Raw genomic sequence first — 16,416 nt, forward strand, 5'->3', positions numbered from 1 at the left:
GATGGCGGCGTCTGGGCCTGGGCTGTCGGTCCGCTGCTGACCCTTTAAAACGCAGATAGCCGCCATGGGCGCGCCGTGTGTCCGAGCCAAGACCATCTTGTCCGACGGACGCGCCGCTTCGGCAGCACGTGTTGTCGAAACGGCTAGCTTTTTCCGGACAGCAAGAGCGCTCGAATGGGTGGCCTCAGGCCGCGGCGCGCGCGAATTTGCCGGGCGGGCATCCGAGGCGCTTACGAAACGCAGTGCTGAAGGCGCTGGCCGACTCGTAGCCAATCTCTTCTGCGATCCGATCGAGCGTCTTGTTGCCGCGGGTCAGGGCGTCCTTTGCGATCGCCATGCGCCAGCGCATCAGATACTCGATTGGTGCGCATCCCAACATTTCACCGAATCGGGCCGAGAAGGCGGAGCGAGACATGCCCGCGATGCTCGCAAGTTCTGCGACTGTCCAACTGGCGCGGACATCGGCGTGGATCGCCAGTAGCGCGCGGGCGATCGCCGGGTCCTGCATCCCGCTCAACAGGCCGGACGGTACAGCCTCGTTGCCAAGGCTGCGCCAGCGAAGCGCCTCGACCAGCAATGCCTCCAGCATGCGCTGAATGATCAGCTCCTTGCCGGGATAATCGGTGGCGCATTCCTCGGCCAGCAGACCGACTAAACGTCCGAACCGCGTCGAGCGGCCTTCCGAGGCCGGGATATGGATACGCTCGGGCAGAAGCGAGAGCAGGAGAGAACTGTTCACCCGTTCGAAGGCAAAGCTCCCGCCCAACGCCACGAAGTCCGGCTTGCCGTGGGGGGCGCCATGCCGGACGGCTTGGTCACGCGGCGTGACAGGCGTGCCGGGAATATGAGGTTCGCTCGCCAGCGAGAAGGCGGGCGTCGTCGGCAGCAGCAGAAAATCCCCCTCCGCGAGACGCAGCGGCTCCTTGCCATCGAAGGTCAGCCACGCCTCACCTGAAAGGATGATCGTAAAGCCGGGCGCATCATGCGCGTCGTAGTGAACTGCCCAGCGGCCTTTTCCTGAAATCGGCTTCGACACCGCGGCGCTCGGGCGCAACAAGGCGATCATATCGCTCAGTGGATCCATGATTCTGGACGATCCATAAATAATCGTGGCGTCATCATTATAGATCGTATCCGTCGCTCTGGCTATCTCTTTGGGTATCGAAACCAAGGAAACTGACATGACCAAGACCATCCTCATCACCGGAACCTCGTCGGGCTACGGCAAGGCGATCACCGAGCATTTCCTTGCACAGGGCTGGAATGTGATCGCCACGATGCGGAGGCCCGAGGCAGCCGGCGTTGCTGGCGATACCGGCCGCCTGCGGGTTTTGCCGCTCGACGTCACCGACGAAGCTAGCATTGCGGCATTAATTGAAACCGCTGGTCCTATCGACGTGCTGGTGAACAATGCTGGCATCGGCGCAGTCGGGGCGTTCGAGGTGACGCCGATGTCGCTCGCACGCCAGCTGTTCGAGACCAACACGATCGGCGTGATGGCGATGTGCCAGGCCGTCATCCCGCAGATGCGCGCGCGCCGCTCGGGCATCATCGTCAATGTGACCTCGAGCGTCACTCTGGGCGCTTTCCCGCTGGCTGCTGCCTATACCGCGAGCAAGCAGGCGATCGAGGGCTTCACCGGCTCGCTCGCCCATGAACTCGCCTACTTCAATATCGCGGTGAAGCTGGTCGAGCCCGGCTACGCCCCCACCACCAACTTCGGCGCGAACGCAATCATTCCGTTCGACCAGCTGCTTCCGGGCGAGTACGCCGATTTTGCCAAGCCAATCTTGGAAGGCTTTGCAGCGCCGGCGCTGACCACCCGGGAAAACGATGTGGCCGAAGGCGTTTGGAGCGCCGTACATGATGCAAGCGGTCGGCTTCGGTTCCCCGCGGGGCTCGATGCCATTGCGCTCGCTGAAGCGCGCTGACAGTCGACCTATGCCGCGTCTCGGGACAGGCACGGAAATATTGGTCCCGTGCCTGTCCCGACGGTGTCCCGAAGCCCCCCGTCATGACCGGCTGCCGTGTCACTGTAGTGATTGTCGGAGGCCCGGGGCGCTCATGACTAGGCCGCGGGGACCCCGACCCTTCGACCGAGCTCAAGCCGGCTCGTCCGATCTCAGGATCGATCAAGCGCTAGGGGAAGCAGCTGGATAGCGGACCGTCAGCTTCCAAACGGCGACATGGCGAAGCGGACACAACGGCTGGTTTGACGGGCCAGGTCCGCGGCGCCCGAAAATGCCGACTCGTCTGCGCTCGTGCGAATAATTGGTCTACCGCAACAGAAAAAGTACGGCGCTCGCCACCAGAATGCTGACCAGAAAATAGGGCGCATTCACCATCGTGTAATAGAACGGCCTGGGGAAATTGGGATTGATCGCGATAGTCAGGCACATCGCCAGAAGATAGCCGACGCCGATCACCAGCCCGAGCGACAGGGCATCGGCGAGGGAGACAACGCCAATCATGCGCATGATCGCGGCGGTCGTGACGATCATAACGATATTGCATACGAAGGGGCCAAGGATGGTCAGCATGTCCAGCTTGGCGGCCGGTATGGTCTCACGTCCCAGCGCTATTGCGTAATATCTCGGTACTATGGCGCCGTAATATACGCCCCCGAACACGAAGCCGAATGCCGAGGTCACAAGAACGCCCCAGAGATTGATCTGAGTAAATGCACTGAAAACCATAGTTGACTCTCTTGCTAAGATCTCGTCGTGGGCCGTTCAATGGGCGTTGGCACTTCGCATATCGAGAATCCATACCTGCGCATGGGCCAGCAGCAGCTCCCCACCGAAGACGGATCGCTGGAAAGACAGCGCCGGGCGTGCTCTGCCGCGGAAATCGATGCGTGCGACGGTCGGGATGCTCATCGTGTTCGCCTGCTGGCCTAGCCTTGTGGATGGATGAAACGGTATAGACGCATCCAACTGACACTTCACGGCAGTTGGACAATGAGCGGACCCGATCGATTGCTGCGCCTGCTTCAGCTTATGCGCGTCATGGCGCCTCCGATCACGGCGCAACGTCTGGCGGTCGAACGCGGCGTGTCCGTACGGTCGATCTACCGGGATATCGAACTGTTGCGGTTGTCAGGCGCTCAAATTGAAGGAGAACGCGGCTATGGCTATCGATTGATCGAAGACTATGCTCTGCCGCCGCAAACATTCGATCGTCTGGAGATCGAGGCGATTACCGTGGGACTAGGCGAAGTGCGCCAGATGGGCGATCCAGACCTGGCGCGTGCCGCCGATTCTGTCCTCGCGAAGGTTGCTGCAACGCTGCCGGACGATCGTGAGCAGCAATTGCTGCATTCCATATCCCATGTCTATCGGCCAAGCGGTCGCTACGGCGCGCATCCGCATCTGCAGGCGATACGGCAGGCGTGTTGGGAGGAGCGGGAGATCGAAATCGGCTATCGTGACCAAGCGGGCAGCCCCAGCAAGCGCATCATTCGCCCCCTTGCCATCATGTACAGCGATCACGTCCTGACGGTTCTGGCCTGGTGTTGTCTGCGCGATGACTTCCGGATGTTCCGGGTCGACCGGGTCGCGAGCCTTTCAAGCAAGGGAGCCAGTTTTCGTCCCCGGCGGGCGAGTTTGCTGCGCGAATATCTAGCCGATCTCAGTGCAAATTAAGACGGCGAAACAGTGGCTGTCGGGATCGCCCCCCCCCGGCCTATACTCTTTGACAGCACAGCGTGATGTCCTGGGTGAAGGTGATCGTGTCGCCGGGCGCAGCGTTGTTGATCGCCGCGGACAGTTGCGAACCGTCGGCTCCGCTAAAATTCACTGCAAAAGCTGAAGACGCGAACGACATGACGCCGGCGGTGAGCAAACCGGCGAGGGTCAGTTAAGAAGGAGAGGCCAGAGCGCGCGCCCGAGCCCGCGCTGCGGCCGACCCACCCGGCAGCCCTTGCGCCTGAGAGATCATCCCTGACAGCCATCGTGCGCACCCCAGTTCCCTCGCACCCGGGGAGGCGCTGGAGCCGCATTCGAACGCCACGCTGTCCGCGAATTAAGGCTTGAGACCACGCGTCGCGACCGTTCGATTATGAAGACACCATTCGTGACGATCGCTTGGGATCGGGCCCCATTGATGGACAAAGCAATAATAGAATTTGTGCGCCAGATCCTCGTCGTGGAGGAAATGGACGACCGCTGGCGCGTCTGGGTTTATCATGATGCCCCCGTCCGAAGTCGCCGAGGCAAGCAGCGAGCCGGTCGGTCCGTAACAGGGCGAACACCGAGACGCTGGTGTCGGCCTAAAACGGATCGCCCTAGATTGACGGGCATAGTTGATCTGCTAACGTTTGCCTCTACCGAGTTCAACGACGGCCACTGGGGCCAGACACCTCCGGGACAACCCGAGGAGTCACGCCATGTCGTTCCACGTTCCCACCATAGACATCAGCGCTTATGTCGAGCATCGCTCCGAAGACGAGCGGGCTGAAGTCGCCGCGGCGCTTGACGTGGCCTGCACCGAGGTCGGGTTCATGCAGGTCGTCGGCCATGGCGTCGCACCGGAGATACAGGCGGGCCTCGCTTCGGCGCTGGACGACTTCTTCGGCCTGCCGCTCGACGAGAAGAAGCAGTACCGGGTGCCGGATTCGAACCGCGGCTACAGCCCGCCCAAGAGCGAATCCCTGTCGCTGAGCCTCGGGGTGGAATCGGCGAGCCGGATGAACGACTTCTTCGAAGCGTTCAACATCGGGGCGGAAGCCCGGTCCTTCCCCCATCTCGCCCTCGACGAGGGCGACTATGGCATCAATCTGTGGCCCCGCCTGCCGGATTTCGAGGACCGCGTGACCCGCTATTTCGGCGAGGCCCAGCGGGTCGCGCGCACCCTGACCGCGATCTTCGCCGATGCGCTGGGGGCGGGGTCGCATTATTTCGAAGCCATCACCGACCATTCCATCGATGTGCTGCGCATGAACAACTATGCCCTGCCGCCGGGCACCGACATCAGCCTGGACGGCGATCTGACCGGCATGAGCGAACATACCGATTTCGGCATCGTCACCGTGCTCTGGGCCGACCGGGTGGCGGGGCTGCAGGTGCTCGACCGGGACGGCCTCTGGCACGACGTGATGCCGGCCGAAGGCGCGCTGCTGGTCAATCTGGGCGATCTGACAGCCCGCATGACCAACGACCGCTGGATGTCGACGCTGCACCGCGTCAAGCCGCCGCTGGTCGATGGCACCATAAGGCGCCGCCGCTCCGTCGCCTTCTTCCACGACGGCAATGCCGATGCGGTGGTCAGGACGCTCGATCACCTCTTGGACCTCGGCGACGGCCTCGCCTACGAGCCCATCACCGTGCGCGACCACGTCGCCGCCAAGCTGGCAGGCTCGCGCCAGGGCCGCAAGAATCTCGCCGCCGTGCGCGAGGCGGGGCGCGTCCTCGCCTCGGCAGGGCGGCAGGTATGAGCCGCCCGTCCTTTCTGCTGCTGCATGGCGCCTGGGCCGGCCGATGGGTGTGGGACGCCGTGGCTCCTCTGCTCGGCGCGGCGGGCCACGCCGTCGTTGCGCCGGACCTGCCCGGCAGGCCTCCATGGGCTGATGGCGACGGCGTTACGGTGAACGACATGGTGGACCATGCGCTTGTCGCGCTTGGCGGGACGGAAGGGCCCTGGATCGTCGTCGGCCATTCGGGGGGTGGCATCGTCGCCACCATGGTCGCGGAACGGCTGGCAGCCCGGCAGCCCGGCAGTGCGGCCGGGCTGGTCTACCTCGCCGGCATGATGCTGCCCAGCGGCATGGGTTTCCCCGAGGCGTGCACGCTCGCGGGCGCGCCGTCGCCGCAGGGCATCGAACCGTTCCTGCAGCCCACGGCCGACGGGCTGGGGACCTTCGTGCCACCGGAGGCGGCCGAGGACATCTTCTTCCAATGCGCCGATCCGGTCTACGCCCGGGCGGCAGCCGCCCGGCTGAACGCGCAACGGAACACCAGTTGGATGATCGCGCCGCGATGGACCGCCGAAGGCGCCGGGACGGTACCTCGCCTCTATGTCGAGGCCCTGCAGGACCGCTCCGTGCCCATCGCCGTCCAGCGCACCATGCAGCGCCTCGTGCCGGGGGCGCGGATCGCCACCCTCGACACCGACCATGCGCCGCAACTGTCCTGCCCGGATTGCGTGGCAGAGATCTTGCTCGATTTTGCGAGGGGCCATTCGGATTGAGCTCGGATGCGAGTGCTCAGCGCAAGCTCGATGGAATGCCGACGAAAAGTCTGCGCCGACATTCTCTGCGGACACGGCTGCGTCAACAGACCTTTCAGAACGGTCGATACAGCCTGATGCTGAGCGAGGAAACAAGGTCGTTGATGAGACCCTTGATCTAATTCGGGGCACGCATCTCGATACCGGCACCTATCTAGACAAGCCGAAGTTCGGCAACGCGGGCCGTCGCCTCGAGCCTTTCCCACTCCGCTTCATGGTCCCGATGAAGATGGGATTTTTAAAGAGATTTGCCATTGAATATGCCGGCATCGGCTTTGGTGCAGGCGGGGATTCTCGATCGATCCCGGCAGGTATTACGGATTGGGGCTAGGTATATGAAGGGTTCGGCAAGACTTGCGATGGCGGCTGCCTGTTTATTCGGGCTTTTCGCTTTCGGTTCGGTAAGGGCGGCCGAGGTAAAGGTGGCGGCGGTGACGTTTCACCCCACCGACATGGCGCACAACATTCCGAAGATGGTGGCGATGGCCAGCGAGGCGGCGAAGAACGGCGCGCGGCTGATCGTCTTCCCGGAAATGGCCGCGACCGGATATCTCTACATCGATCTCGCCCAGGAAGGCGCCAATATCGACACCATTCCCGGCACGGCCACGAAGGCTCTGGGAGCCGTCGCGAAGACCTACGGCGTCTATATCTCTTTCGGGCTCATTGAGCGCGACGCTGCATCCGGCCTGGTCTACAACGCCGCTGCCCTGGTGGGGCCGAAAGGCCTGGTGGGCAAGTATCGCAAGAACCAGCTGCAGCCTGGCTTCGACAATCTCTTCCGCTCGCCCGGCAATCTCGGCTTCCCGGTGTTCGATACCGAGATCGGCAAGATCGCGATGATGATCTGCTACGACGATTCGCAATTGCAGTCGCTGCTGCTGCCGGCGCTGCGCGGCGCCGACATCGTCGCCTATTCCGTCGCCGCGCTCTACATCCCGAAGGCGGAGAGGGGCAGCAGTTCGGACCATTCGACGATCGCCTCGATGGCGACGCTGCCCGGGTGGATGGGGATCAATGTGGTCGGCGCCAATGGCTCCGGCATCGACGATGTGGCTGAGTTCGATTCCCAGTTCATCGGACCCGGCGGCTCGACCGTCTGGAACACGCAGGGGCAGGTGATTGCCTCGGCGCCGGTCACCAGCTGGAACAACCCGGCCGTCGAGGGGATAACCTATGCCGACATCGACACGGCAGCCCCCAATCCGCAGCGCGCGTTCTGGCTCAAGCATCGCCGCCCCGAACTCTATGCCGACTACAACCTTTTCAAGGGCGACTTCGATAGCGCGGCCAACACCGTGCCGGCCCAGGTCTCGGCGCTGCTCGTCCAATACAAGCCAGAGCAGGGGGCGGTGGAGAAGAATGCGGCCGCGATCGAGACGCTGATCGCGCAGCAGCAGCAGGGCTACGGTCTCGTGGTGCTTCCGTTCAATTCGTTCATCGGCGACGCCGCGCTGACGGCAGAGACAGCCAAGACGCTGGCCGAACCCATCGGCGGCAAGAGCTATACAATGGCGCAGGGCCTCGCGAAGAAGTTCCGCACCTATCTGATGTTCAGCATGCCGGAGGTGGCGGGGGACAAATATTACGAGACCGCCGTGCTGTTCGACTATGACGGCAAGCAGGTCGGCCTCTACAGGAAGGCCCATCTGAACGACGCCGAGCAGGGCTGGGCGACGGCGGGCAATGAACTTCCGGTCTTCGATACCGATCTCGGCAGGATCGCCGTCGTGCTGAACGACGAGGCGCGGATTCCGGAGCTGGCCGACATGTACGGCCTGAAGCGCGCCAACATGATCCTCGTTCCGGTCGCCTATGGCGAAGCGGACTATGGTGGTCCCGTGGCCATTCCGCAGGGGCTGGTGCCCGACGAATCCAACCGCGGCATGTTCGTCTGGTATTCGATGGCCAAGATGTCCCAGGCCTTCACCCTGGTCGCCAACTATGTGACGGACAAATCGGGAGATACGGGCCGCAGCGCCCTCTATTCGCTGGTGCCGGAAGAGGGCTTCTTCGCGCCGCGCATGGCGCCCGCCAACAAGGACGTCGCCTATCAGGTGAACTTCGCAACCAACCAGAACGTGCCGCTCTGGACGAGCCAGTCCAAGAAGGTCATCGAGCGGCGCTGGGATCAGGCATTGCCGCTCACGCTTTCTGCCGGCAGCGCGTGCTTCAAGGCGTGGCAGGCGAATTCCAGCAGCGCCACGCTCTGTCAGGGCCAGGACTAAGCTGCACCACCGGCGGGCAGAACATGACCTGCCCGCCGGTGCGCCAGGAAGAGCACTGCCGGCATGAGGGGAAGATCACGTGCCGGTGGTGCAGCCGTTCTGCCGTCGCCGCGCCCCATCGTGGGGCTCACCGCCAATCGCCGCGCGTTCCTTGGCCTATTGCGGCCGTGATCGCGTGGCGATGGCGGGATCGGGCGTGTGCGCGCAGGCGGCCGCCGGCGCCGCCGAACGGAACCGGAGGTCGCGCGAGGCCCGGGCTGCGCAGCGCTACGTCTCATTCGACTGCGCGTAGCGGAAGAGCGCCGCGCCATCGAGAACTTCGATCGAACGATAATTATGGCTGATCCAGCCTTCCTTCTCGAAGCGGGCGAGGGCAGCGTTGACCTGCTTTCGCGACGCGTTGGCCATCTCGCCGAGGGCTGACTGGCTGATCGGGATGGTTTTCGCCTGCAGTTCGCTGGCGCGCTGGAGCACCGAGGCGATGCGCCGGTCGGCGCGCGAGATCAGCAAGTCGTTGATCACGCGCGACAGGATATCGAAATGGCCGATCGTGATCCGCGCGAAGCAACGGATCGCCTCGGGATCGCGCGCGGCCATCTGCTGCATGGCTTCGATGGGAAGGTAGAACAGGGTACAGGCGGTCGTCGCCCGCATCTCCACCCGCCTGGGCTCCCCTGTGAGGAACGGCCCCTCGCCAGCCCATGCCCCCGCAATGCCGAACTGGACGAACCTCGGCGGGCCGTGCGTCACGGCGAAGCTGATGGCAAGAACTCCCTTCATCAGTCCGTAGATCCCGCCGGAGACATCGCCGATCCGGTAGACGATATCGCCGGGCGCGAAATCCTCTACATGGCCGCGCTCGATGACTTCCGTGCGGAAGCTGGGGGGCTGACGCGACAACCATCCCGTGCCGAAGAATATGGCTGCTGCCTCGACCTTTCTGATTGTCATGCTCTCTTCCAGAGATTGTCCGATTCGGAACAGACGTGTCCTTAAAGGCTTGATAGCGGAAAGAGGTGCCGTGCCGATATGGGCGGGGCCGGCCACAGTAAAGGGCGCCGCGATGGCGGTATGAGGAGGAGGACAGGATGAAGTTCAGTCTCTCTATCGCGGCTGTCACGGCTCTATTGTCGGTGCCGGGATTGGCGGTCGCCGCGCCTGTCGCGGTCAACAGCGACAACTTCACCCGCGCAGAAAGCGATCTCTATTTCACCAACACGATCGATCGTTATGGCTTCGGCAAGCTGGGGCATGAGAGGAACGTGGCGCCGGTCGACGCCCAGCCGATCATCCGGCTCAATCGCGACACCCTCTATTCGGGCGGTGTGTTCGACCTCGACGCTGGTCCGGTTACCCTGACCTTGCCCGATCCGGGCGATCGCTTTCTCTCGCTGCAGATCATCGACGAGGACCATTTCACGCACGGCGTCTATTATGGCGGCGGGAAGCATGTGCTGACCCGCGATGATATCGGCACGCGTTATGTGTTTGTCGGCATCCGGACGCTTGCCAACCCGAACGACCCGGCCGACCTCGACAAGGTCCACGCGCTGCAGGACGCGATGAAGGCGGAGCAATCGGCAGCCGGCAGCTTCGCGGCGCCGGACTGGGATGCGGCGAGCCGCGACAAAACCCGTTCGCTCCTCCTCGGACTTGCCGCGTTATTGCCGGATACCAAGGGGATGTTCGGCGCGCGCGACAAGGTCGATCCGATCCGCCATCTGATCGGGACCGCCATGGGCTGGGGCGGCAATCCGGAGACCGAGGCGCTCTATCTGAACCGCACCGCTCCGAGGAATGACGGCAAGACGGTCTATCGCGTCACGGTCGGCGATGTGCCGGTCGACGGCTTCTGGTCAATCACGGTCTACAACGCCAAAGGCTTTCTCGAGCCCAACCCGCTCAACGCCTATTCGCTCAACAATTTGACGGCCAAGAAAGCCGACAATGGCGACATAAAAGTCCAGTTCGGCGGCTGTGACGGCAAGATCGACAACTGCCTGCCGGTGCCCGATGGCTGGAACTGGATGGTTCGCCTCTATCGGCCCCATGCAGATATTCTGGACGGAAGCTGGGTATTCCCGGATGTGGAGGAAGCAAAATGAAGCGTCGCACCTTTCTGCAGATCGCCGCTGCGTCGGCCATCGTTCCCATCCTGCCGGCTCGGGCCGCCGACGATCTTCGGCCGCTGGCCGGACAGGCGTTCCTCTACACCTACCCGATGGTGAAGAACTATCTGAGCCTCTACCAGTATGCCCTTGAGCCGGGTGGCAGCCAGTACAAGGGGCCGCTCAATACGCTGAACAACGTTGCCCGCGTCTTCACGCCGGCCGATACGGGCGTCATCACGCCGAATTCCGACACGCCCTATTCGTTCCTGGTCATGGACCTGAGGGCCGAACCGCTCGTCGTGACGCTGCCGGCGATCGAGCCCGGCCGCTATTATTCCATGCAACTCGTCGATCTCTATACGCAGAACGTCGCTTATCTCGGCACCCGGGTCGATGGGAATGGCGGTGGCGACTTCCTGATTGCAGGACCGAGCTGGCAGGGAGAGGCGCCGAAGGGCGTCAAGCGCGTGGTTCGTCTCCCCACCGATCTCGGCCTCGGATTGATCCGGACGCAGCTTTTCGGTCCGGCCGACATCGAGCAGGTCAAGGCCATTCAGGCCGGCTACAAGGTGCAGCCGCTTTCAGCCTATGCCGGTACGCTGGCGCCGGCCGCCGCGCCGGCGGTCGCCTGGCCGCCGATCTCCGACGAAGCCATGGGCAAGGATTTCTGGGCTCTTGCCGATTTCCTGCTGCAGTTCGCGCCGCCGCAGCCGTGGGAACAGGAGATGCGCACAGGCTTCGGCAAGCTCGGCCTCGGGGCCGGTACGACCTGGCCGCCGAAGAACTTGGCGCCGGAAACGGTCGCAATGATGAACGACGCCGCCAAGTCCGGAACGGAGGAGTTGCGTCAAGACGTCTTGAAACTCACCTCGTCCGACGGGCTCTTCGGCACGCCGGAGGAAATGAAGGGCAAGTACCTTGAGCGCGCATTGGGCGCCCTCGGCGGCATCTATGGCAATTCCTCCGAGGAGGCTCTCTATCCTGTCTATAACGTCGACGGTAACGGGAACGTCCTCGATGCGACCCAGCACAACTATGCACTGCGATTTACCAAGGATACGCTTCCACCCGTGAACGCCTTCTGGTCGATCACGATGTATGACGGCGTGACGCAGTTTCTGGTCGAAAACCCGCTTCACCGCTACCTGATCAATTCGTCGATGCTCCCGGATCTGAAGCCGAATGAGCAGGGCGAGATCGTCATCTATCTCCAGCGCGAGAGCCCGGGGCCGGAACTCGAATCAAACTGGCTGCCGGCACCGAACGGGCGAATGTCCGTGGTTATGAGGCTCTACCTTCCCAAGCCGGAAGCGCTCGACGGCCGATGGAAGCAGCCGCCGATCGAAATACGGTCGTGAGGTACGCAGGCCCGGAAGTTCTGTAAGGCGGTTCGACGTCACCACCGCCTTGACGGTCCCGAGAACGGTCTTTTGAGGATACGGGCTCACAGCCAATGCCTTTGGACCAAGTTTGATCATCGGCGAGCAGAAGACATCCTGCTCGCCGATGCGTAGGGCTGGCACCGCCATGATGAGGGGGAGATGATGGGCCGGCGGTGCAGCCGTTCTGCCGTCGCCGAACGCTTGACAGCGGGGCTCACCGCCATCGCCGCGCGTTCCTCGCCGATGCGGCCGCGATCGCGGCGATGTCAGGATTGGGCGTGTGCGCGCAGGCGGCCGCCAGCGCCGCCGAACGGAACCAGATCCGGTTGGCGCCCCTGCAGATTCCCGGTCTTCGCGGTCAAACGCGAGGTGCGATCGGTAGCTTGCGGGTCCGGCCCCAGACCACAAAAGCAGCGATGGCCAGCGCGATCACATTCATCGGCAGAACTTCGGTCTCGCCGCGGTAGATGTGAAAGCCGATCGCCAGGACCTGAATGGCGACGAAACCGAGGGCCGCGAGCGGCGTGAGGGAGGGCTTGATGCGGGTCAGAGCCGGAAGAAGGATGCCGATCGCGCCGGCAAGCTCGGAAATGCCGATGAAGCGCAGCAGCAGGACCGGGATCTCGGTGGCATAGTTCAAGCCCATCGCCGGCAACGCTTCCGGGGGCATGAAGGTCTTCAGAACGCCAGAAAATCCATAGAAGACCGCAAGCAGGACCTGAGCGGTCCATAGACCGCTCTGCCATCCGAGTTGACGGGGCTTCGGCGAAGCCGTTCGATTCGCTACATTTGACATGTTTTCTTCCTTTGATGCCCTGATTGATAGGGTTGAGGCGGGAGTATTGGACGCACCGCCCAATCCTCTTGCCCGAGTGGTGTCGCTTGTCTCGAAAACATCCCTGCCAGGATGCGCGGCAGGTTCAGGACGTCAGCCTTCGGGGGGGCGACACACGGACGAGACCGTGTCGGGCGCCCTCGGAAGCCCAGGAAGGATCGCTGACGGGCTTCCTGACGATCGAAGCATCCGACCGGCGCGCCAAAGGCGCGCCGGCAAGAAGGACCACTTTAGTAGGCAACGCCGATCTGCGCCCTGTGGCGGGTCGGGGTCTCGATCTCGTCGAGGACGGCGCGGGCATAGTCGATGCCACTGATCGTCGATTTGCCGTTCTCGTCGAACAGGGCGACCTCGTCGCCGATCCGGTAGCGGCCGAGATCCTCGCCTGGCTGCCAGGCCGAGAATTCCATGCCGGGCGAGACGAACAGCCAGTCGACGCCCGTCGTGTCGGCCAGCAGGTTGTTGAGAACGTCGAGGTTCTCCATCGCCTCGGCGACGACCTCGGCCGGAACCTCCGGCGGGAAGCTTTCACCCTCCAGCATGCGCGGGGCGCCGGCCGTGCGCCGCAGGCAGGAGAACCCGCCGACCAGAACGAGCCGTGCGCCGGCGTCGGCCGCCTGCTTGGTGAGGTCGGCGTAGACCTTGGCGAGCGCGCCCCTGTTGGCGCCGCGCGGCGAGAACGCGCCGACGATGACATCGGCCTCAGTGATCGAGGCGCCGGCACCTTCGACGCCGGAGGTCACATAGGTGACGCCCGGAATCGGTTCGGCGGGAGCCGACCGGCTGACCGAGGTCACACTATGGCCGCGCTTCGCGGCTTCGCGCGCGATCGCCGAGCCGGCATAGCCGGTCCCGCCGATGACGGTGATCTTCTTGGGTGCAGTCATGACTGATACTCCTGTTTCTGATTTTTCTTTCGGCCGTTCGCTCGGCCGGGCTTGTGGCACCGGGGCGCGCTAGACCGCCTCGAGCAGGCCCATCTGGCCCGACCGGAAGCGCTGGTAGGCCGCGCGAATGCCGGCCGCGTCGTTCATGATGAACGGGCCCTCTGCCACGACCGGCTCATCAAGCGCCGGCCCGGACAGCAGCAGGGCATGCGCGACCCCTCCGGCGGCGCTGAGGCGCACCTCTCCCGTGCCGGAGAGCGCAATCGCGGTCTCCGCCGACAGCCGCTGCACCTTGTCGTTCACCGTGACGTCGAGCGGGCCATCGAGCACATAGACGACGCTGTTTTCGCCACTGGCGAGGGGATAGGCGACGTTTCCGACCAGGAACGCGTCGAGGATGCTGTACGGCTCTACCGGCTCGATCGGAGAACGGACATTCCCGAAGCCGCCGACGAGAACGCGGATGCGGTCACCTGCCTCATTCCGCCATTCCGGAACCTGGCCGGGTAGCATGTACATCGTCTTCGGGGCTGCGAGCTTGTTGCGTATGCTGAGATTGACGTAGATCTGCGCCCCGTGCAGCTCGGCGCCGCGCGCGGCCGGAACTTCCTGATGCTGCGCGCCGCGTCCCGCCTGCAGCCAGACAATGCCGCCGGGGCCAATCTCGAGGTCGTTGCCGAGCGAGTCACGGCTGCGCAACGCGACGCCGGAATCCTCGAACACATAGGTGATGGCCGAGAAGCCGGCATGGGGATGCGGCCCGAAGGGCTGGCCGGAAACGCGGAAATTATCGAGCAGCGCAAGCGGCGACGCGAGGCCGCCCAGTTGTGCGAGATCGATGGTGTTGACGGAGAATATGCCGCCACCGCTGTGGCGGCGCGCTTGGACAATGTCGGACACATGCGTGGCCATGGGTTCACCTCAGTTTTGTGAGGCCCTTATCCGTCATTGCTGACCATCGGCCAATCCTATATGTTTCGATATCATGTATCTGGATTTTCATTAGATGATCGACGGCTTCTCCCTTGATCAGCTTCGAACCTTCGTGGCCGCGGCCGATAGCGGGAGCTTTTCCGCAGCCGGGCGGCAACTCGGCAGGGCGCAGTCGGTCGTCAGCCAGACGATCGCCAACCTCGAAAGCCTGATCGGCGTCACGCTGTTCGACCGAAGTGCCCGCTATCCGGTGCTGACGAAGCAGGGTCGGGCGCTGCTCGAACAGGCCCGCGCCGTCACAAGCGCGATGGATCAGTTCAAGGCGCGGGCGCGAGGATTGTCTGACGGTCTCGAGCCCGAGCTCAGCGTCGTGATCAACGTCCTGTTTCCGACCCGCGTGCTGACGGCGGCCGTCGCCGGCTTCCAGATGCGCTTTCCGGACACGCCGCTGCGCATTTCCGTCGAGGGGCTGGGCGCTGTTCTCGAGCTGGTGCTCGATGGGACCTGTGCCTTCGGTATTCGCGGGCCGATCGGCGGCGCGCACCCGGATCTCAGCAGCGAATACCTGCTGCAGGTCGGCTACCAGATGGTCGCCGCACCCAGCCATCCGCTGGCGCACTGTCGCGGACCGATCCCGACCAAGACGCTCGGGCAGTATGTGCAGCTGGTCCTGTCGGACCGCTCCAAGCTGACAGAGGACAAGGATTTTCGCGTTTTCGCACCCAAGACCTGGCGGCTCTACGACCTTGGCGCCAAGCACGCTTTGCTGAAGGCAGGGCTCGGCTGGGGCGGCATGCCGGTCGAGATCATTCGCGAGGACCTCGACCGTGGCCTGCTGGTTCCGCTGGAGATCGCCGACATGACGATAGCCACGACGATCACCATGTCGGCGATCTACCGCGCGGACGCGCCGCCCGGGCCGGCCGGCCGCGGCCTGATCGAAGAGCTGGTCAAGGCGTCGTCAAAGGTTTGAGCGGCGTCGGATCGCTGCCCGTTTCGGCTTGGCACTGGTTTACGGAATCGAGCGAGCCGACCGCCCGGGATCGGGCGATCGGCGCTTGCGAGGAAGGCGATGGCCTCAACCGGCCTTGGCTGCCTCGGCGGCACGCTGCGCCCTGGTCGCCTCGGTCCACCAAAGCAGATTCTCGAACAGCTCGGGCGTGAAGCGCTCGTACTGGGGCAGCACGTCGTCCCAGGTCTTCTGGCCCAACATGATGGCCATGAAGTCGCCGCCGCCGATATGAACCGCCTGCCGCACATTGGCGGTCTGCAGTTCCACCAGGATCATGCGCAGATGCTCGACGGCGCGAGCACCGCCGACCGAGCCGAAGGCCACGAAGGCGGCAGCCTTCTTGATGAACGGCTTCGAGGCCCAGTCCAGGGCGTTCTTCAGGGCGCCCGTGATGGAGTGGTTGTATTCCGGCGTCACGAAAATATAGCCGTCGAACTCGGCGAGCTTGGCCTGCCACTTCTGGGCGACCGGATCCGGCGACGGCATCCACAGGTCCGAGGCCGGCGCGTTGAAGAGCGGCAGGTCATAGTCCGCGAGATCGACCAGTTCGACCTCAAAAGAACCAGTCTTTTCCGCGAGATCTGCGATCCAGCGCGCGGGCTTGTCTGCATTGCGGGTCGGCCGGGTGCTGCCGATGATGACCGCGATCTTGGGCTTGCTCATGAGATATCTCCTGCGTGGCGCAGGTGATTCACCATGGTTGAGACTATCCGATAAGCCGATATCGTTCGATACAAAGTATCGTTGGAAACGATGGTATCTTTGAGCCGGCGAGCGCCGCCGGTTCGGCCATTGGCGCGCTG

16 protein-coding genes are annotated in these 16,416 nt (G+C 63.6%); 8 read left to right on the plus strand and 8 right to left on the minus strand.

Features of this window, described 5'->3' with window-relative positions; translation table 11 throughout:
- Window positions 1-184: 184 nt before the first annotated feature.
- Complete coding sequence (locus OSH05_RS19625) at window positions 185-1,084, minus strand: AraC family transcriptional regulator (RefSeq protein WP_104217968.1); 900 nt, start codon at window positions 1,082-1,084, stop codon at window positions 185-187.
- Between the two features lie 97 nt (window positions 1,085-1,181).
- On the opposite strand from OSH05_RS19625, the gene OSH05_RS19630 reads away from it, so the two are divergent.
- Window positions 1,182-1,931, plus strand: a complete 750-nt coding sequence (locus OSH05_RS19630) for an SDR family oxidoreductase (RefSeq protein ID WP_104217967.1) — start codon at window positions 1,182-1,184, stop codon at window positions 1,929-1,931.
- A 345-nt stretch (window positions 1,932-2,276) separates the two neighbouring features.
- Here the strand turns inward: OSH05_RS19630 and OSH05_RS19635 are convergent, their stop codons facing one another.
- Complete coding sequence (locus OSH05_RS19635; RefSeq protein WP_104217966.1) at window positions 2,277-2,696, minus strand: DUF1761 domain-containing protein; 420 nt, start codon at window positions 2,694-2,696, stop codon at window positions 2,277-2,279.
- Between the two features lie 36 nt (window positions 2,697-2,732).
- Window positions 2,733-2,879, minus strand: a complete 147-nt coding sequence (locus OSH05_RS19640; protein ID WP_165801500.1) for a hypothetical protein — start codon at window positions 2,877-2,879, stop codon at window positions 2,733-2,735.
- Between the two features lie 81 nt (window positions 2,880-2,960).
- On the opposite strand from OSH05_RS19640, the gene OSH05_RS19645 reads away from it, so the two are divergent.
- From OSH05_RS19645 to OSH05_RS19660, 4 genes are all read left to right on the plus strand, one after another.
- Complete coding sequence (locus OSH05_RS19645) at window positions 2,961-3,644, plus strand: helix-turn-helix transcriptional regulator (protein ID WP_104217965.1); 684 nt, start codon at window positions 2,961-2,963, stop codon at window positions 3,642-3,644.
- 743 nt (window positions 3,645-4,387) lie between these two features.
- Window positions 4,388-5,434 carry an isopenicillin N synthase family dioxygenase gene (locus tag OSH05_RS19650; RefSeq protein ID WP_104217964.1) on the plus strand — a complete coding sequence of 349 codons (1,047 nt, stop codon included), beginning with the start codon at window positions 4,388-4,390 and terminating at the stop codon, window positions 5,432-5,434.
- Entirely contained in the window at window positions 5,431-6,186 is a 756-nt protein-coding gene (locus OSH05_RS19655; RefSeq protein WP_104217963.1) for an alpha/beta fold hydrolase, read from the plus strand. Before OSH05_RS19650 ends, OSH05_RS19655 begins: the two co-directional genes overlap by 4 nt.
- Window positions 6,187-6,560: 374 nt before the next feature.
- Complete coding sequence (locus OSH05_RS19660; protein WP_266352840.1) at window positions 6,561-8,453, plus strand: carbon-nitrogen hydrolase family protein; 1,893 nt, start codon at window positions 6,561-6,563, stop codon at window positions 8,451-8,453.
- A gap of 267 nt (window positions 8,454-8,720) precedes the next feature.
- Here the strand turns inward: OSH05_RS19660 and OSH05_RS19665 are convergent, their stop codons facing one another.
- Window positions 8,721-9,404 (minus strand): Crp/Fnr family transcriptional regulator, encoded by a 684-nt coding sequence (locus OSH05_RS19665; RefSeq protein WP_104217961.1) that lies wholly within the window; start codon window positions 9,402-9,404, stop codon window positions 8,721-8,723.
- 137 nt (window positions 9,405-9,541) lie between these two features.
- On the opposite strand from OSH05_RS19665, the gene OSH05_RS19670 reads away from it, so the two are divergent.
- Window positions 9,542-10,558 (plus strand): DUF1254 domain-containing protein, encoded by a 1,017-nt coding sequence (locus OSH05_RS19670; protein ID WP_104217960.1) that lies wholly within the window; start codon window positions 9,542-9,544, stop codon window positions 10,556-10,558.
- The gene (locus OSH05_RS19675) at window positions 10,555-11,922 is read left to right on the plus strand and encodes a DUF1254 domain-containing protein (RefSeq protein WP_104217959.1); all 1,368 of its coding nucleotides are present in this window, start codon (window positions 10,555-10,557) and stop codon (window positions 11,920-11,922) included. Before OSH05_RS19670 ends, OSH05_RS19675 begins: the two co-directional genes overlap by 4 nt.
- Window positions 11,923-12,304: 382 nt before the next feature.
- On the opposite strand, the gene OSH05_RS19680 is transcribed toward OSH05_RS19675, so the two are convergent.
- The 3 genes from OSH05_RS19680 to OSH05_RS19690 all read right to left on the minus strand — a co-directional run bounded on the left by OSH05_RS19680 (window position 12,305) and on the right by OSH05_RS19690 (window position 14,580).
- Window positions 12,305-12,742, minus strand: coding sequence for a DoxX family protein (locus tag OSH05_RS19680; RefSeq protein ID WP_104217958.1), 438 nt, complete (start codon window positions 12,740-12,742; stop codon window positions 12,305-12,307).
- Between the two features lie 269 nt (window positions 12,743-13,011).
- On the minus strand, window positions 13,012-13,668 hold the full coding sequence (locus tag OSH05_RS19685; protein ID WP_104217957.1) for an NAD(P)-dependent oxidoreductase: 657 nt from the start codon (window positions 13,666-13,668) through the stop codon (window positions 13,012-13,014).
- A 69-nt stretch (window positions 13,669-13,737) separates the two neighbouring features.
- Window positions 13,738-14,580 (minus strand): pirin family protein, encoded by an 843-nt coding sequence (locus OSH05_RS19690; protein WP_104217956.1) that lies wholly within the window; start codon window positions 14,578-14,580, stop codon window positions 13,738-13,740.
- A gap of 94 nt (window positions 14,581-14,674) precedes the next feature.
- Here OSH05_RS19690 and OSH05_RS19695 point away from each other — a divergent pair, with 94 nt between their 5' ends.
- Window positions 14,675-15,574, plus strand: a complete 900-nt coding sequence (locus OSH05_RS19695) for a LysR family transcriptional regulator (protein ID WP_104217955.1) — start codon at window positions 14,675-14,677, stop codon at window positions 15,572-15,574.
- Between the two features lie 105 nt (window positions 15,575-15,679).
- On the opposite strand, the gene OSH05_RS19700 is transcribed toward OSH05_RS19695, so the two are convergent.
- Window positions 15,680-16,276, minus strand: a complete 597-nt coding sequence (locus tag OSH05_RS19700; protein WP_104217954.1) for an NADPH-dependent FMN reductase — start codon at window positions 16,274-16,276, stop codon at window positions 15,680-15,682.
- Between the last annotated feature and the right edge of the window lie 140 nt (window positions 16,277-16,416).

It is taken from the genome of Kaistia algarum (assembly GCF_026343945.1).
GTDB classification, from domain to species: domain Bacteria; phylum Pseudomonadota; class Alphaproteobacteria; order Rhizobiales; family Kaistiaceae; genus Kaistia; species Kaistia algarum.

Excerpts from the sequence above, each read along its gene's own strand:
- OSH05_RS19625 (WP_104217968.1), bottom strand. The coding sequence starts at position 1,084 with ATGGATCCACTGAGCGATATGATCGCCTTGTTGCGCCCGAGCGCCGCG.
- OSH05_RS19630 (WP_104217967.1), top strand. The coding sequence starts at position 1,182 with ATGACCAAGACCATCCTCATCACCGGAACCTCGTCGGGCTACGGCAAG.
- OSH05_RS19635 (WP_104217966.1), bottom strand. The coding sequence starts at position 2,696 with ATGGTTTTCAGTGCATTTACTCAGATCAATCTCTGGGGCGTTCTTGTG.
- OSH05_RS19640 (WP_165801500.1), bottom strand. The coding sequence starts at position 2,879 with ATGAGCATCCCGACCGTCGCACGCATCGATTTCCGCGGCAGAGCACGC.
- OSH05_RS19645 (WP_104217965.1), top strand. The coding sequence starts at position 2,961 with ATGAGCGGACCCGATCGATTGCTGCGCCTGCTTCAGCTTATGCGCGTC.
- OSH05_RS19650 (WP_104217964.1), top strand. The coding sequence starts at position 4,388 with ATGTCGTTCCACGTTCCCACCATAGACATCAGCGCTTATGTCGAGCAT.
- OSH05_RS19655 (WP_104217963.1), top strand. The coding sequence starts at position 5,431 with ATGAGCCGCCCGTCCTTTCTGCTGCTGCATGGCGCCTGGGCCGGCCGA.
- OSH05_RS19660 (WP_266352840.1), top strand. The coding sequence starts at position 6,561 with ATGAAGGGTTCGGCAAGACTTGCGATGGCGGCTGCCTGTTTATTCGGG.
- OSH05_RS19665 (WP_104217961.1), bottom strand. The coding sequence starts at position 9,404 with ATGACAATCAGAAAGGTCGAGGCAGCAGCCATATTCTTCGGCACGGGA.
- OSH05_RS19670 (WP_104217960.1), top strand. The coding sequence starts at position 9,542 with ATGAAGTTCAGTCTCTCTATCGCGGCTGTCACGGCTCTATTGTCGGTG.
- OSH05_RS19675 (WP_104217959.1), top strand. The coding sequence starts at position 10,555 with ATGAAGCGTCGCACCTTTCTGCAGATCGCCGCTGCGTCGGCCATCGTT.
- OSH05_RS19680 (WP_104217958.1), bottom strand. The coding sequence starts at position 12,742 with ATGTCAAATGTAGCGAATCGAACGGCTTCGCCGAAGCCCCGTCAACTC.
- OSH05_RS19685 (WP_104217957.1), bottom strand. The coding sequence starts at position 13,668 with ATGACTGCACCCAAGAAGATCACCGTCATCGGCGGGACCGGCTATGCC.
- OSH05_RS19690 (WP_104217956.1), bottom strand. The coding sequence starts at position 14,580 with ATGGCCACGCATGTGTCCGACATTGTCCAAGCGCGCCGCCACAGCGGT.
- OSH05_RS19695 (WP_104217955.1), top strand. The coding sequence starts at position 14,675 with ATGATCGACGGCTTCTCCCTTGATCAGCTTCGAACCTTCGTGGCCGCG.
- OSH05_RS19700 (WP_104217954.1), bottom strand. The coding sequence starts at position 16,276 with ATGAGCAAGCCCAAGATCGCGGTCATCATCGGCAGCACCCGGCCGACC.